A 15,039-nucleotide genomic window follows, 5' to 3' on the forward strand; every position below is an offset into this window, starting at 1 on the left:
CCCCCCGCTCTGGAGACTAACCTGCGTCAAGCGACCATCGGGGGCAAGCGCTTATGCGGCGCCTTCGCGAGGCGCGGTGGCGAGGAGCCACAGGCCGAAGAGGATCTCGCTGGCGGCAACGAGCAGCGCGACGCTCAGCGCGGGGAGGCCCTCGCCCCAGATGGCGTAGCCGCCGATCGCGGTGACCACTGCTGCCAGTCCCCAGAAGCGCACATCGCCATAGGCCGTGCGGAAGGCGAAGAAGTGGGTGCCGACCGCGATGGCGACCAGCGGGAAGACATAGTCGGGGCGGCTGCCGAGGAAGAGGTGGGCGATGACGATGCCTGCGATCATCGCGAGCGTGCTCTCGAGCGCGACGCGGCCGAGGGGGTTCTCCTTGGCGGCAGGCGCGCGGCCGAAGAGGAAGCGGCAGATCAGCATGGCCGAGGGAAAGATGAACATGCCGGTGACGAAGAGGACGGCATAGCCGGTGGGCACGCCCTCGGCGTTGGCGACGAGGCCGGCAGCGAGCCAGAAGAGGCCCGAGACGATAAGGCCCGGGCCGCCGCCCACGAAGGCGCGGCGGAGGTCGGCCTGGGCGTTGGCGATGGTCATGATGCTTTCTCCAGGGTGGGATCACGGTCGATGGCCCGTGTGAGGCGCGGCAGCGCGAGGCGCTGGAAGACGGCGCGGGCGATGAGGAAGAGGGTGAAGCTCAGCCACAGGCCGTGGTTGCCGAGGCTCCATGTCGCCCACAGGCTGACGGCATAGACGGCGGTGCCGCCGATCATGGTGAGGAGCAGCGCGCGGGTCCACGAGGCGCCGACATAGACGCCGTCGTAGATGAAGCCCGCCACGCCCGCGAAGGGCAGGACGACGAGCCAGGGCGAGACGAACATGGCGGCGGCGGCGACCTCGCGGGTGGCGGCGAAGCTCTCGATCAGCGGCACGGCGAAGGCGCCGAAGAAGAGGCTGACCAGCGCGGCGGCGCCGAAGCCGCGGAACAGGATGGCACGGGTCAGCCGCTCGAAGCGGACGCGGTCGGCGGCGCCCTTGGCTTCGCCGTTCAGCACCTGCGCGGCATTTTCGAAGCCGTCGAGGAAGAGCGCGGAGAAAAGGAAGAACTGGAAGAGGATGGCATTGGCGGCAAGGACCACCGGCCCGCGCTCGGCACCGATGCGGGTCAGCGCGGCGAGCGCGAGGCTGAGGATCACCGTGCGAAGAAACAGGTCGCGGTTGACCGAGAGGAAGGGCAGGAGCCGCTCGCGCGACAGGACTTTCTCGCGCAGCGCGGCACCGATCGCCTCGCGGTTGGCGGCAAGGACCACCGCGCCCGCCACGCCGAGCTTGGCATATTCGGCGATGAGGCTCGACCAGCCGATGCCCGCGATGCCCATGTCGAGGCGCAGCACGAAGAGCAGGCCGAGGGCGACATTGAGGAGGTTGTAGCCGACCTCGATGACGAGGACGGCGGTCATGCGGCGCTGGCCCACGAGCATGCCGACGAGCGCGAGGTTCATGAGCACGCCCGGCGCCGACCAGTAGCGGATGCCGGCATAGATGCGCGCGGCGGTCATCACCTCGCCCTTAGCGCCCAGCGCCTCGAGGAGGAGGGGGAGGAGGACGGGCTTGAGTGCAAGGAGGAGGAGCGCGATGACGAGGCCGACGGCGAGCCCGCGCAGGAGGGTGGCGGCCTGCTCGACGGGCCCCACCCGCGTGCCCGCCTGCGCGACGAGGCCGGTCGTGCCCGTCTTGAGGAAATTCATCACGGTGAAGAGCAGGGCGAAGAGCCGCGCGCCGAGATCGACCGCGCCCTGCGCCGGCGCGCTGCCGAGGCGGCCGACGATCCACAGGTCGGCCACGCCGATCAATGCGGTGGCGACATTGGTGATCATCGCCGGAATGGCGATGGCCCAGATCAGCCTGCTGTCGATCTTCCCCCCTGTCATCCCGCGATGCTATGCACAGGCTTCACGACAGGGGAAGCGAAATGGCTGGAATCACGGGTCTGGGCGGCGTGTTCGTCAAGCGCAAGGACGTCGAGGCGTCGACGAAGTGGTACAAGGAGGTGCTCGGCATCGCGGGTGAATATGGCCCCGTCTTCCGCTGGTCGGACGAGCCGCAGGACGATCCGTTCAGCCTCCTGTCGAGCTTTGCCGAGGACACGACCTATCTCGATCCGGGCACCATGCCCTTCATGATCAATTTCCGCGTCGACGATCTCGACGCCTTCCAGGCCGAACTGGAAGCCAAGGGCGTGGAGATCCTCGGGCGGCAGGACGAGCCCTATGGCAAGTTCGCGTGGCTCCTCGATCCCGACGGCATCAAGATCGAGCTGTGGGAGCAGATCGGGCCGGCGCCCACAGAGTAGCCGCTAGCGATCAGAAATGCGCCAAACCACGGGGAAGATATAGGCGCCGGACACGGCATTGCCCGCCGCATCGCGGGGCGGCGAGGAGGCGCGGTATCGGCGGAAGAGCACTTTGCAGGTCGGCTCGTCGAGGATTTCGTGGCCGCTCGATTGCCAGACTTCGCAGTGCTCGATCCGGCCTTCGGCATTGACGACATAGAGGATGGGGACGGTGCCGCTGATACTGCGGTCCAGCGCAGCGCGCGGATAATCGTCCCCACGATAGGTCGAGGCGATATGCGGGGAGGGGGCGGTGACGGGCCGCTCGATGAGGTCGGGCGTGAGATTATGTTCGGCCCACAGATCGACCATACAATCGCGCAGCGCGGTCTCGAGCGCGTGGGCCTCGGGGACCTCGAGCGTCAACACGACCTCGCCTTGTGCCGCAAAATCGATCCGCCTGGGGACATGGGTAGTGGCATTGTCGGGATAGAAATCCATCGCGGCCGCGAGCTTTTCGCCGTTGGCGAGGTCGCCCATCGCCACCTGCGCGCTGTGGGCCGTCGACGGTGCGCCGGGCAGGTCCCAGCGGGCCTCGTCCAGCATCGGCATGGCGGGCGGGTCGACGAATTTCACGAGGAGCTGGCCCTTCTTGCCGAGCATGTCGGGCTTGAAAGCCAGCGCGAGCCTGCCCAGCGCGGCATGGTCGAAGGTACGCATCGCGAGGCACTGCCGGTCGCCATAATCGACCGACCATGGGCCCTCGGGCGTGGCGAGGGTCGAGGCGTCGGCGGGGGCGGCGGCGAGCGCCAGCGCGGTGAGGGTAAGCGACATGGGAACTCTCCGTTAAGACAATCAGCTCGCCTTGCGGCGGCGCCACGGCCAGCGGATCGGCTTGCCCGACTTGAGCACGCTTTTCCTGAAGATGCTGGCGGCGCCCTTGAGGATGAGCGCGACCCAGAGCGCCTGCCACAGGAGCGCGACGAGATGGGGCCAGAGGGCGTCGACTTCTGCGGCCCGCGCGATCATCGCGAAGGGGCTGGTGAAGGGGAAGATCGCGGCGGCGATGGCGTTGCGCCCATAGGGATCGCCGACCGCCATCTGCGCGCCGAGGAAGATGACCACCTGGATCATCGTCACCGGCATCGACAGCGTCTGCACCTCGCGCACGGTCGAGGCCTGCGCGCCGATGCCGAGGAAGGCCGCGCCAAGCAGCAGGTAGCTGGTCGCGAAATAGAGAAGGCCCAGGAGGATGAAGACCGGCCAGCCGACCGCGGGGGCGGGGGGCACGAGCGCGAAATCGCCGCCACCGAAAGCGAAGAGCGCGAGGATGATGGTCGCGATCCACACCGTGATACCGGTGAGCGAGATGGCGAGCATGGCGAACAGCTTGCCGATGAAGATGCTGTCGACGGGCACGGCGGAAGCGAGCACCTCGATCGCCTTGTTGCCCTTCTCCTCGAGCATCTGGGAGAGGAGCATGCCGGCAAGCAGGATGGTGACGAAGAAGAGGATGAGCTGGCCCATGCGCGCGGTGATGACCTGCGCGAATTCGGTACGCGAGGCGGTGGTGCGCAGCGTGCGGACTTCGAGCGGCGGGTCGTGGACGGTGAAGGCGGCGCCCGCTTCGCCTCGGCGGGCCTCGACGATGAAGGCCTCGAGCTGGTGGGCGGTGCGCGAATGTTCGCCCATCGTGCCGGTCAGGACCGGCGCATCGAGAGGACCTTCGAGCACACCGAGGACAGGGCGCTCGGTGCGCGACAGCAGCGCCTTGCGCTGGGCGTCGGTATCGGCCTCGGGCTCGACCTGTTCGAGCTGCACGAAGCCGCCGCCGGGGGCAAGGATGCCCAGCCGGTCGCGCGCGGCCTCGAGGTTGGCGACCTCCTCGGCGCTGGCGACCACCGCGACGACGGGTTCGACGTCGTTGGAGGCGATGTTGGTGCCGACCGCGCCGAACAGGACACCGATACCGACGGGAAAGAGCGGGCCGATGAGGAAGAAGAGGAAGGTCTTCGACATGACGGTCGCGAAATAGTCGCGGCGGCCGATGACGAAGGCGGCGCGGATGATTTCCTTCACGAGCGGGCATCCTTCTTCATCTGGGCGGCGACCGCCTCGCCCGCGATGGCGACGAAGGCGTCGTGCAGGCCGGGGCGCTCGATCGACAGCGTGTCGATGCCCGCGCCATGGTCGATCAGGCTCTTGAGCATCTTCTCGGGGCCGCTGCCCGGCAGCTCGAAGCGGAATTCGTTGCCCGAGCGGCGCGCATCGGCGGGCAGGTCGGCGAGCCACGGGCCGTCGGCCTCGCGGGTGCGCAGGTTGACGATGGGGGAGAGGCGGTTGCGCGCCTCGTCGACCCCGCCCTCGAAGGCGATGGCGCCATTGGCGATGATCGCGACCTTCTCGCACAGGCGCTCGGCATGGGCGATGACATGGGTCGAGAAGATCACCGTGGTGCCCTCGGCGGCGAGACGCCGGATGAGGTCTTCGAGCTTGCCCTGGTTGATCGCGTCGAGACCCGAAAAAGGCTCGTCGAGGACGACGAGGCGGGGGCGGTGGACGATGGTGCCGAGGAGCTGCACCGTCTGCGCCATGCCCTTCGACAGGGAGCGGATCGGCTTGTCGACCCATTCGGCAAGGCCGTGGCCCTCAAGCAGTTCGACCGCGCGGGGGCGACCCTCTTTCAGCGGCAGGCCGCGCAGCGCGCCCATGAAGGCGATGGCCTCCTTCGCGCTCATCGCGGGATAGAGGCCGCGCTCCTCGGGCAAGTAGCCGACATCATGGGCGACGCGCAGCGGGTGCTCGTTGCCGAGCAGGGTGCGGTGGCCGCTGTCGGGATCGATGATGCCGAGCATCATGCGCAGCGTCGTCGTCTTGCCCGCGCCATTGGGGCCGAGGAAGCCATAGATGGAGCCGGCGGGGACCGACAGGCTGGCGCCGTCGACCGCGGTCTTTCCATCGAAGGTCTTGACGAGGTCGGTCGCCTCGGCGGCGAGGCCCTCGATGGGAGCAGTGGCGTTCATCCCCTGATTTGGTAAGGGCTGGTGTCCTGATGGCAAGCCTCGAATCCCGCATATCCCAAGAAGCGACGGCGCTGGGCTTTGCCGCCTGCGGCTTCGCGCGCGCCGATGCGGCCGACGCGGCGGGGGAGGATTTGCGCGCCTTCGTCGCCGAGGGGCGGCATGGCGAGATGGGCTGGATGGAGGAACGGCTTCACCACCGCGTCGGGGTCAGGGCGCTGTGGCCCGAGGCGAAAAGCGTGATCGCCTTGGGGCTGTCCTACGCGCCCGCGACCGATCCGCGCGCGCTGGCGGACGCGCCGACGCGGGGACGGATCAGCGTCTATGCGCAGGGCGCCGACTATCACAAGCTCGTCAAGCAGAAGCTGAAGGCGCTGGCCCGCTGGCTGGTCGCGGAAGAGCCGTGCGAGGTGAAGGTGTTCGTCGATACCGCGCCGGTGATGGAAAAGCCGCTGGCGGCGGCGGCGGGGATCGGCTGGCAGGGCAAGCATACGAACGTGCTCAACCGCACCCACGGCAACTGGCTGTTCCTCGGCATCATCTACACGACGCTGGAGCTCGAGCCGTCGGCACCCGCCAAGGTGCATTGCGGCAGCTGCACCGCCTGTATCGCCGACTGTCCGACAGGCGCGATCACCGCGCCGCACCGGATCGATGCGCGAAAATGCATCAGCTACCTGACCATCGAGCATCCGGGGCCGATCCCCGAGGCCTATCGCGACGCGATGGGCAACCGCATCTACGGCTGCGACGACTGCCTTGCGGCCTGTCCGTGGAACCGCTTTGCCGACCCTTCGCAGGGGCATGAGAAGTTCAGGCCGCGCGCCGAGCTGGCGGCGCCCGAGCTCGCCGACCTGCTGCAACTGGACGATGCGGGGTTTCGCGAGATGTTCGCGGGCTCGCCGATCAAGCGCATCGGCAGGAACCGCATGATCCGCAATTGCCTCATCGCGGCGGGCAATAGCGGGGAGGAGGCCCTGCTCGAGAGGATCGAGCCGCTGCTTGGCGATCCCGACCCGGTGGTCGCCGAGGCGGCGGGCTGGGCGAAAGCGAAACTGCTGGCGGGCTAGCGCTGCGCTTCCAATGCGCGGATGCAGGCGTCGCGGTCGACGCTCGACCCGTCGGGGCCGCGTGCCTCGACATGCGTCGTCTCGGTGCCGCCGCGGCGGTTGGGGTAGAGATAGGCATCGAGCGTGCAGCCCGGCGCCTTCCACTGGAGCATGAGGCTTTCGCCCTCGGGCACCTGAAGCGCGGGGCTGCCGAAGCGGCCGAGCAGGGTGGCCGCGCCCATGCCGATGAGCGCGCCGGCGCTGGCGGGCGCGGTGGCGGCGACGAGCGAATAGTTGGCCGAGGGGATGGGCGGGCGCGCCGAGGTCGCGCGCGAACCGCAGGCACCGAGTGACATTGCGGCGGCCCCGAGGGCAAGGATGGCAAGGCGGTGGTTCACGGCGCGGGCAACTCCAACTGGCAGGGCCGCCAGCCTAATCGGGCGCGGCGCATGCGCCAACCGGATTCGACGCGGGCAGAGAACGGAATGGCGCCCGCGTTGACAGGCGCGGGCCATGGGCGGAAAATCGGGGCTTCGAGCGACGTGCCATGCCCGGAGGGGGTGCCTTCATGTCGACTGCCGTTGCCCTGGTTCGACCCTATGCGGTCGCCGCCCTGCTCGGCGGCGCGGTCGGGCTGGTGTCGGCCGCCTTCCTCGGCGCGGTGCATGTGCTGCAGCGGCTGGTGTGGGACGTCGTCCCCGCCACGCTGCCTTGGTGGCAGGGCCATCGCGCCGCGGCGACGCTTCTCACCTGCACGCTCGGCGGGCTCCTCGTCGGGCTGGTCAATCGCGGGGCGGGAGGCGGCGTGCATGCGCAGGAGGGGCCGCACGATCTCGAGGAGAGCCTCGTGCAATCGGAGGATCCGCGCACCGGCGGGGCGGCGCTGGCGCGGCTGGCCACGTTGGGGGTGGTGTCGCTCGGGTTCGGCGCGGCGCTGGGGCCCGAGGCGCCGCTGATCGCGCTGGTCGCGGGAATGGCGGCGAACCTTCGCGGCGTGCTCCACCTCGCGCGCGACGAGGCGGTGCAGCTGTCGCTGGCGGCCGCCTTGGGCGGGCTGTTCGGCGCCCCGCTCGGCGCGGTGGCGATGCCGGTCGAGAAGGCCTCGCCGCCGGTGCTGCGCGAACGGGTCGCGCGGATCGCGCCCTCGCTCTTGGCAGCGATCGCGGGGCTGTGGGTGCTGCTCCTCATCCTGCCCGAAGGCTCGCTCCATCCGCTGACCTTCGCGCATACGCTGGCACTGCCGCAGACGGGGCGGCCGGGGCTCGAGGTGCTGGCGTGGATCGGCGCGGCGGCCGTGGGCGGGCTGGCGGGATGGGCGCTGCTCCTCGCCATCCCCGCGCTCCAGCATCGGGTTGCCCGCGCCATTCCCGCGCTGCCGCTGCGGGGCATGGCGGGCGGGCTGGTGCTCGGCATCATGGGGGCGATCACCCCGCTCGCGCTCTTCTCGGGGCATGAGGGCATCCAGCATGTCTACAACGAGGTGGCGACCATCGGCGCATGGGCGCTGGTCGGGCTGGCGCTCGTCAAGGCGGTGGCGCTCGTCGCCTGCCTCGCCACCGGCTGGTTCGGCGGGCAGATTTTTCCGGCGGCGATGGTGGGCACCACGCTCGGGCTGGCGGTGGCGGCGCTGTTCGGGGGCGATGCGGTGGCGGGCGCGGCGGCGGCGGGTCTTGTCGCCGCCTCCGCGGTGCTGATGCAGCGGCCGGTCGCGGCGCTCCTCGTCTTCCTCTTCTTCCTGCCGGGCGGCACGCTGGTCGCCTCCGCGCTCGGGGCGGCGGTGGGGGCGCTCGTGCTGGCGCTGGCGGGACGCGGCGGGACGGGGCGGGCGCGGGCCCACTGAAGGCGGCGGGACTTGCTTATTGAGGGGGGCTCCAATAGGGGCGCAGGCGATTGTTTTTCCATCCAAGGCCCAAGTGAAATGACCCAGCCCCGTCTCGCCGTGCTCGCCATCGGCAATGCCATCGTCGACGTGATCAGCGACGCCAGCGAGGAATTCCTCGAAGAGCAGTCGCTCGACAAGGGATCGATGCGCCTCATCGACGAGGCCGAGGCCGAGCGCCTCTACGACCTGATGGGCGCGGGCCGCGAAGTGTCGGGCGGCTCGGCGGGCAACACCGCCGCGGGCATCGCCGCGCTGGGCGTGAAGACGGGCTTCATCGGGCAGGTCGCCGACGACCAGCTCGGTGCCATCTACAAGCATGACATCGAGGCCGCGGGCGTGGAATTCCTCGTGCCGCCGAGCGCCGATACCGAGGCCGCCACCGCGCGCTGCCTCATCCTCGTCACCCCCGATGCGCAGCGCACGATGAACACCTTCCTCGGCGCCGCGCAGGAACTGCCCGCCGCCGCCATCGCCGACGACATCATCGCCGATGCCGGCATCCTCTATCTCGAGGGCTATCTGTGGGACCCCGAAGCGCCGCGCATGGCGATGGAAAAGGCCATCGACGTGGCGCGGGGCGCTGGGCGCAAGGTGGCCTTCACCCTGTCGGACACCTTCTGCATCGATCGCCACCGCGACGATTTCATCCGCCTCATCGACGAGGGCCGGATCGACATCCTCTTCGCCAACGAGGCCGAAGCCAAGGCGCTGGCGGGCAAGGGCGACCTCGACGAAGCCGTCGAGTGGATCGCCCCCAAGGTGCCGCTGCTCGTGGTGACTCGCTCGGAAAAGGGCGCCATCGCGGTCGAGGACGGCCACCGCGCCCGCGTCGGCGCGCAGCCGATCAAGGCGCTCGTCGACACCACCGGTGCCGGCGACCTGTTCGCGGCGGGCTTCCTCGCGGGGATGGCGCAGGAGCGCGACCTCGAGGAATGCCTCAAGATGGGCGCCATCGCGGCGGCCGAGGTGATCCAGCATTATGGCGCGCGTCCCGAAGAGGACCTGCGCGCGCTGGTTGCCCGCAAGCTGGCCTAGGCCAGCGTCCACTGACAAAGGAAAAGGCCCGGCGGGAGACGATCCCGCCGGGCCTTTTTCGTTGGGGCTGGACCCTGTCCCTAGCCGAGCAGGCCGGGGAAGAGGCCGAACAATAGCACCAGCCCGACCGCGATGGGGCAGAGCCACGCGATCAGGAAGCGCCACAGCTTGAACATGCCGCCCGACAGGCCGGTCGCCGCCTGCATCATCTTGCGGTCGGCCTTCCAGCCGATGAAGATCGACAGGATCATGACGCCGACGGGCAGCATGATCTTGCCGGTGAAGCCGTCGATGGTGTCGAGGATGTCGGCATTCTCGAAGATGCCCCAGAAGCCTAGCGGACGCACGTCGGACAGGACGTTGTAGCCCAAGAGCGCGAACACCCCGAGGCCGAAGGCGCCGAGACCGAAGATGGTGGCCGAGGTATGACGGCTCCACTTGAGTTCGCCCTTGCCCCATGCGGTCGGTACCTCGAGCAGCGAGACCGAACTGGTCAGCGCGGCCACGAAGATGAGGAGGAAGAAGAGGAAGCCGATCAGCGCGCCGCCGGGCATCGTCTGGAAGGCGACGGGCAGCGCCTGGAAGACGAGCGTCGGGCCGCCCGCCGGGTCGAGCGACGCGCCGAAGACGATCGGGAAGATCATCAGGCCCGCGAGCAGTGCGACGCCGGTATCGGCGAGCGCGATGGTCGCCGCGGTCCCGCCAAGCCCGCCCGACTGCTTGATATAGCTGCCGTAGGTGATGAGGCCGGCGACGCCGAGCGAGAGCGAGAAGAGCGCCTGGCCCAGCGCTTCGTTGATCACCTGCGGGGTGAGCTTGGAGAAGTCGGCGGTGAACAGGAAGGCGGTCGCCTCGCTGAAATTGCCGGCAAAGGCGCCGTAGATGGTGATGCCGATGAGCAGGAAGAAGAAGATCGGCATGAGGATGGTGGCCGCCTTCTCGATGCCCGAATGCACGCCGCGGCTGACCACGAACCAGGTCACGCCCATGAAGGCGGCATGGAGGCCGAGCAGCAGGGGCCAGTTGCCCAGAAGGGCGCCGAGGCGCGACTGGATCTGCTCGTTATTCTCGCCCGCGAAGGCGCCGCCGAGCGGATCGCCGCGACCGATGGCGGAGACGAGCTCGCCGCCCATGACGCCCGCATAATAGAGCACCCAGCCGGCCACGACCGAATAGAAGGAAAGGATGAGGAAGGCGCCGATGGTGCCGAGCGTCGCGGTGATCGACCAGCCGGTCGAGGCGTTGGAGCGTCGCGCGACATCGCGCACCGAGCCGACCGCGTCGGTCTGGCCGATGCGCCCGGTGGCGATTTCGGCCAGCACCAGCGGCAGGCCGAGGAGCGCCACGAAGGCGACATAGACGAGGACGAAGGCACCGCCGCCATTTTCCCCCGCGAGCGTGGGGAAGCGCCAGATATTGCCCAGACCGACCGCTGCGCCGACGGCAGCGAGAATGAAGGCACTACGGCTCGACCAACCTTCCTTGGCCGATGCACTGCCCATCGCGGCTCCCTTGGAAACCATCAAAACCCTCCCCGGAGAAAAACTGTTGGCGCGAAGTGGTAACGGGCAAAATCGCGCCCGCCTAGTGCGTTAGCGCAACGCCCTTTCGAAGATTACTTGCAGAGCATCGGCCCCAGCGGCTCGCCCGCGAACAGGTGGACGTGCAGGTGGGGCACTTCCTGGCCTGCGCGCTGGCCGACATTGGCGAGCATGCGATAGCCCTGCTGCTCCATCCCGCGATCGCGCGCGACCTTGCCGACGAGGCGGACGAAATCGAGGATTTCCTCGTCCGACGCCTTGGCGGTGAAATCGTCCCAGCTGACATATTGCCCCTTGGGAATGACGAGGATGTGGTGCGCCGCGAGCGGATTGATGTCGTGGAAGGCGAAGCTGTGGTCGGTCTCGGCTTCCTTGTGGCAGGGCAGCTCCCCGCTCAGGATCTTGGCGAAGACATTGTCCGGATCATAGGGCTTGGTGGCATCGATCGGCATGGATGTGCGGCTCTCTCGTGACTAGCGTTTCCCTTGACCCATCGCGCATGCGGGTTCACGAGGCAAGCCATGACCGACGAGACCCCCGAGAGCCTGATTCCCTATGACGAAATCGTGCAGGAAGCGCTGCGCGCGGTGGTCGGCCGTGTCCTGACCAGCGTTGCCACGCAGGGAGGGCTGCCGGGCGGGCACCATTTCTACATCACCTTCCGCACGCGCCATCCGGGCGTCGACATCCCCGCGCATCTCTCCGAGCGTTTTCCCGAGGAGATGACGATCGTCATCCAGCACCGCTTCTGGGACCTCAACGTGGACGCGGACGGTTTCTCGGTCGGCCTCAGCTTCGGCGGCGTGCCTTCGACCCTGCGCGTGCCCTTTGCCGCGGTGACCGACTTCGTCGATCCGGCGGTCGAATTCAGCCTCAAGTTCCACGCGAACGAGGAGGATGAAGCGCCGGGCCCCGAGGGCAATGGCGATGCGCCCAAGCCCGAACCGGTCGAGGACGGCTCCAACGTCGTCGCGGTCGACTTCACCAAGAAGAAGTAGCGCGGCGGCGGCGTGAACCCGCTCGCCGCGATCCTGTTCGCGCTCATCGCGCCCCCGCTCATCGCGCTGTTCTGGGACGGGCGCCGGCTCCACCGGTTGCGCCAGCGCGCGAGGGCCGAGGGGGTGGACCCCGCGCCGGCCAGCGTCCCCCGCTATCTCGCGCGGGCGTGGCCGGCCTTCCTGACCGCCAGCCTCGGCATCGGCCTCACCATCTCTCTCATGCGAAGCTTTTCCGCGGTATTGCCGGAGCATGCCGAACTGCTGCTGTTCGCGCCCTTCGCGCTGGCCGCGATCAGGATCCAGCACGCATCGGTGCGAGGGATCGAGGCGGCGATGTTCGACAGGAAGCGTTGAGCGGTCAGCCGCGGCCGCGGGTGCCGGTGCGACCTTCCTTGTAGGTCTTTTCCAGATATTCGATGATCTTGCCCGCGACGTCGATCTCGGTCGACTTCTCGAGGCCTTCGAGACCGGGCGAGGAATTCACTTCCATCACCACGGGGCCCTGGTTGCCGCGCAGGATGTCGACGCCGCACACGCGCAGGCCCATCGTCTTGGCGGCCAGCGTGGCGGTCTTGCGCTCGATCGCGGTGATCTTGACCGGCTCGGCCGAACCGCCGCGGTGGAGGTTGGAACGGAAGTCGCCTTCCTTGCCGGTGCGCTTCATCGCGGCGACGACCTTGTCGCCGATGACGAAGCAGCGGATGTCCGAGCCGCCGGCTTCCTTGATGAACTGCTGGGTGAGGATGTTGGTGCCCACGCCCGCGAAGGCCTGGATGATCGATTCGGCGGCCTTCTGCGTCTCGCCGAGCACCACGCCGATCCCCTGCGTGCCCTCGAGCAGCTTGACGACGACGGGCGCGCCGCCCGCCATCTCGATGATTTCCTCGGCGCGGCTGGTCTGGTGCGCGAAGACGGTGACGGGCAGGCCGACGCCCTTGCGCGCGAGGAGCTGCATCGAGCGCAGCTTGTCGCGACTGCGGCTGATGGCGACGCTCTCGTTCAAGGGAAAGACGCCCATCATCTCGAACTGGCGCAGGACGGCCGTGCCGTAAAAGGTGACGCTCGCGCCAATGCGCGGGATGACCGCGTCATATTTGGGCAGGTCCTCGCCCTTGTAGCGGATCGTCGGGCGGTTGGAGGTGATGTTGATGTAGCATCGCAGGTGGTCGATCACGTCGATCTGGTGGCCGCGTTCCTCCGCCGCCGCGACGAGCCGCTTGTGCGAGTAGAGGTTGGCGTTGCGGCACAGCAGTGCGATTCTCATGCGGGGACCCCCTTGGGCGGCTTGTTACGAGTGACGAATGATTGTGCCGGATCAACGAGCCAGCGTCCATTGAGTGCCTGGCGGCCGATCAGCATGCGGAAACCCATCGAGTCGCGGTTGGTCAGCGTCAATTCGATCGGATAGGTCGCATCGCCCATTTCGAGGTCGACGGCAATGACGAAGCGGCGCTGCTTCATGCCGTTGGAGGAGGTGATGACGCGGGTGTCGAGGAGCGGGCATTCGCAGGCGATTTCCTCGCTGTCGTTGCGCTGCTCGGGATGGAGGTTGAAGCGCACGTGCTCGACGCCGTCCTTTTTGAAATGATGGACGTCCCAGGCGTGGATCGCGCTGGTCTTGGCGCCGGTGTCGATCTTGGCCTTGATGGCGCGCACGCCGAGGCCGGGAAGGGCGACCCATTCGCGCCAGCCCACAATCGGTCGATCCATATGCCTCGTCCCCTCGACAGTCGCCCCCCGCTTGGGCTAGCGCGCGCCCCAAAGTCAATTGGAGAGCGAATATGAGCGACATCCGCATCGAGAGCGACAGCATCGGCGACATCGAGGTGCCTGCTGCTGCCTATTGGGGCGCACAGACCCAGCGCAGCTTGCAGAACTTCCCCTTCTCGGAGCGCGAGCGCATGCCGATGGGGATCGTCAAGGCGCAGGCCATCGTCAAGCAGGCCGCCGCGCGGGTCAATCGCAAGCACGGGCTCGACGAGGACCTCGCCGATGCGATGGAAGATGCCGCCCAGTCGATCATCCAGGGCAAGCGCGATGGCGAATTCCCGCTGACCATCTGGCAGACGGGCTCGGGCACGCAGACCAACATGAACGTCAATGAAGTGATCGCGGGCATCGCCAACGAGGCATTGAGCGGGCAGCGCGGCGGCAAGGAGCCGGTCCACCCCAACGATCACGTCAACAAGTCGCAGAGCTCGAACGACAGCTTCCCGACCGCGCTCCACGTCTCGGCGGTACTGGCGACCGAGAACGAGCTCTTCCCCGCGCTCGACCGACTGACCGCGAGCCTTGCCGCCAAGGCCAAGGAATTCGACCATATCGTCAAGATCGGCCGCACCCACACGCAGGACGCCACCCCGCTGACGCTGGGGCAGGAGTTCTCGGGCTATGTCGCGCAGCTGGTGAGCGCGCGCAAGCGCATCGAGGGGGCGATGAACGGGTCGCTGCGCAAGCTCGCCATCGGCGGCACCGCGGTCGGCACCGGCCTCAACGCTCCCGAGGGCTGGGCCGGCGACATGGCCGCGGCGATCAGCGACATTGCCGGCACCAAGTTCGAAAGCGCCCCCAACAAGTTCGCCGAACTGGCCGCCAAGGACGGCATGGTCTTCTTCCACGGCGCGCTGAACAGCCTCGCGGCCGCCTTGAACAAGATCGCCAACGACATCCGCTTCCTCGGCTCGGGGCCGCGCTCGGGGCTGGGCGAACTCAACCTGCCCGCCAACGAGCCGGGTAGCTCGATCATGCCGGGCAAGGTGAACCCCACCCAGAACGAGATGCTGACGATGGTCGCCGCGCAGGTCATGGGCAACCAGACCGCGGTCACCGTGGGCGGGGCGCAGGGCCATTTCGAACTCAACGTCTTCATGCCGCTGATCGGATCGAACGTGCTGCGCTCGATCGAGCTGATGGCGACCGGCATGGTGAGCTTCGCCGAGCGTTGTGTCGACGGCATCGAGGCCAATGAAGAGCGCATCAAGGAACTGGTCGACCGCTCGCTGATGCTGGTGACCGCGCTGGCGCCGGTCATCGGCTATGACAATGCCGCGGCCATCGCCAAGCATGCGCACAAGAAGGGCCAGACCCTCAAGGAAGCCGGCCTCGAGCTCGGGCTGGTCGATGAGGAGACGTTCGACCGTGTCGTCCGGCCGGAGACGATGATCGGCCGTTAATCGGCGGTTTTC

General features: G+C 68.1%; 17 protein-coding genes. 7 read left to right on the forward strand and 10 right to left on the reverse strand.

Features of this window, described 5'->3' with window-relative positions:
- Positions 1–51: 51 nt before the first annotated feature.
- On the reverse strand, positions 52–594 hold the full coding sequence (locus tag NUW81_RS08975) for a DUF7010 family protein (RefSeq protein ID WP_245112536.1): 543 nt from the start codon (positions 592–594) through the stop codon (positions 52–54).
- Positions 591–1,928: an MATE family efflux transporter gene (locus NUW81_RS08980; protein WP_245112538.1), complete on the reverse strand. Its 1,338-nt coding sequence runs from the start codon at positions 1,926–1,928 to the stop codon at positions 591–593. The genes NUW81_RS08975 and NUW81_RS08980 overlap by 4 nt, the downstream gene beginning before the upstream one ends.
- A 41-nt stretch (positions 1,929–1,969) precedes the next feature.
- Between NUW81_RS08980 and NUW81_RS08985 the strand changes: the two genes are divergently transcribed.
- The gene (locus NUW81_RS08985) at positions 1,970–2,350 is read left to right on the forward strand and encodes a VOC family protein (RefSeq protein WP_245112540.1); all 381 of its coding nucleotides are present in this window, start codon (positions 1,970–1,972) and stop codon (positions 2,348–2,350) included.
- Between the two features lie 3 nt (positions 2,351–2,353).
- Here the strand turns inward: NUW81_RS08985 and NUW81_RS08990 are convergent, their stop codons facing one another.
- Genes NUW81_RS08990 through NUW81_RS09000 form a run of 3 tightly spaced genes read right to left on the reverse strand, consistent with a single transcriptional unit; the run spans position 2,354 to position 5,352 of the window.
- Positions 2,354–3,163: an energy transducer TonB gene (locus NUW81_RS08990; RefSeq protein WP_245112542.1), complete on the reverse strand. Its 810-nt coding sequence runs from the start codon at positions 3,161–3,163 to the stop codon at positions 2,354–2,356.
- Positions 3,164–3,184: 21 nt separating this feature from the next.
- A complete protein-coding gene (locus tag NUW81_RS08995) occupies positions 3,185–4,408 on the reverse strand; it encodes an ABC transporter permease (protein ID WP_245112543.1) in 1,224 nt (407 codons plus the stop codon).
- Positions 4,405–5,352 (reverse strand): ABC transporter ATP-binding protein, encoded by a 948-nt coding sequence (locus tag NUW81_RS09000; protein ID WP_245112544.1) that lies wholly within the window; start codon positions 5,350–5,352, stop codon positions 4,405–4,407. The genes NUW81_RS08995 and NUW81_RS09000 overlap by 4 nt, the downstream gene beginning before the upstream one ends.
- Before the next feature lie 29 nt (positions 5,353–5,381).
- Here NUW81_RS09000 and queG point away from each other — a divergent pair, with 29 nt between their 5' ends.
- A complete protein-coding gene (queG, locus tag NUW81_RS09005) occupies positions 5,382–6,419 on the forward strand; it encodes a tRNA epoxyqueuosine(34) reductase QueG (RefSeq protein ID WP_245112545.1) in 1,038 nt (345 codons plus the stop codon).
- Here queG and NUW81_RS09010 read toward each other — a convergent pair.
- Complete coding sequence (locus NUW81_RS09010; RefSeq protein WP_245112546.1) at positions 6,416–6,796, reverse strand: hypothetical protein; 381 nt, start codon at positions 6,794–6,796, stop codon at positions 6,416–6,418. The genes queG and NUW81_RS09010 overlap by 4 nt on opposite strands.
- A gap of 170 nt (positions 6,797–6,966) precedes the next feature.
- Here NUW81_RS09010 and NUW81_RS09015 point away from each other — a divergent pair, with 170 nt between their 5' ends.
- Both NUW81_RS09015 and NUW81_RS09020 read left to right on the forward strand, forming a co-directional pair.
- Positions 6,967–8,238 carry a chloride channel protein gene (locus tag NUW81_RS09015; protein ID WP_245112547.1) on the forward strand — a complete coding sequence of 424 codons (1,272 nt, stop codon included), beginning with the start codon at positions 6,967–6,969 and terminating at the stop codon, positions 8,236–8,238.
- 78 nt (positions 8,239–8,316) lie between these two features.
- On the forward strand, positions 8,317–9,315 hold the full coding sequence (locus tag NUW81_RS09020; protein ID WP_245112549.1) for an adenosine kinase: 999 nt from the start codon (positions 8,317–8,319) through the stop codon (positions 9,313–9,315).
- 80 nt (positions 9,316–9,395) lie between these two features.
- Here the strand turns inward: NUW81_RS09020 and NUW81_RS09025 are convergent, their stop codons facing one another.
- Complete coding sequence (locus NUW81_RS09025) at positions 9,396–10,838, reverse strand: sodium-dependent transporter (RefSeq protein WP_245112551.1); 1,443 nt, start codon at positions 10,836–10,838, stop codon at positions 9,396–9,398.
- Between the two features lie 92 nt (positions 10,839–10,930).
- Positions 10,931–11,308, reverse strand: coding sequence for an HIT domain-containing protein (locus NUW81_RS09030; RefSeq protein WP_245112553.1), 378 nt, complete (start codon positions 11,306–11,308; stop codon positions 10,931–10,933).
- Between the two features lie 69 nt (positions 11,309–11,377).
- Between NUW81_RS09030 and NUW81_RS09035 the strand changes: the two genes are divergently transcribed.
- Both NUW81_RS09035 and NUW81_RS09040 read left to right on the forward strand, forming a co-directional pair.
- Positions 11,378–11,854 (forward strand): SspB family protein, encoded by a 477-nt coding sequence (locus NUW81_RS09035; RefSeq protein ID WP_245112555.1) that lies wholly within the window; start codon positions 11,378–11,380, stop codon positions 11,852–11,854.
- 12 nt (positions 11,855–11,866) lie between these two features.
- Positions 11,867–12,208, forward strand: a complete 342-nt coding sequence (locus NUW81_RS09040; protein WP_245112557.1) for a hypothetical protein — start codon at positions 11,867–11,869, stop codon at positions 12,206–12,208.
- A gap of 4 nt (positions 12,209–12,212) precedes the next feature.
- On the opposite strand, the gene rimK is transcribed toward NUW81_RS09040, so the two are convergent.
- Together rimK and NUW81_RS09050 are read right to left on the reverse strand one after the other, a co-directional pair.
- Positions 12,213–13,118 (reverse strand): 30S ribosomal protein S6--L-glutamate ligase, encoded by a 906-nt coding sequence (rimK, locus tag NUW81_RS09045; RefSeq protein ID WP_245112560.1) that lies wholly within the window; start codon positions 13,116–13,118, stop codon positions 12,213–12,215.
- On the reverse strand, positions 13,115–13,564 hold the full coding sequence (locus NUW81_RS09050; protein WP_245112562.1) for an ATP-dependent zinc protease family protein: 450 nt from the start codon (positions 13,562–13,564) through the stop codon (positions 13,115–13,117). Before NUW81_RS09050 ends, rimK begins: the two co-directional genes overlap by 4 nt.
- Before the next feature lie 71 nt (positions 13,565–13,635).
- Here NUW81_RS09050 and fumC point away from each other — a divergent pair, with 71 nt between their 5' ends.
- A complete protein-coding gene (fumC, locus tag NUW81_RS09055; RefSeq protein ID WP_245112565.1) occupies positions 13,636–15,027 on the forward strand; it encodes a class II fumarate hydratase in 1,392 nt (463 codons plus the stop codon).
- Positions 15,028–15,039 lie beyond the last annotated feature (12 nt).

The sequence above is a fragment of the Sphingomicrobium aestuariivivum genome, assembly GCF_024721585.1.
Taxonomy (GTDB): Bacteria; Pseudomonadota; Alphaproteobacteria; order Sphingomonadales; family Sphingomonadaceae; genus Sphingomicrobium; species Sphingomicrobium aestuariivivum.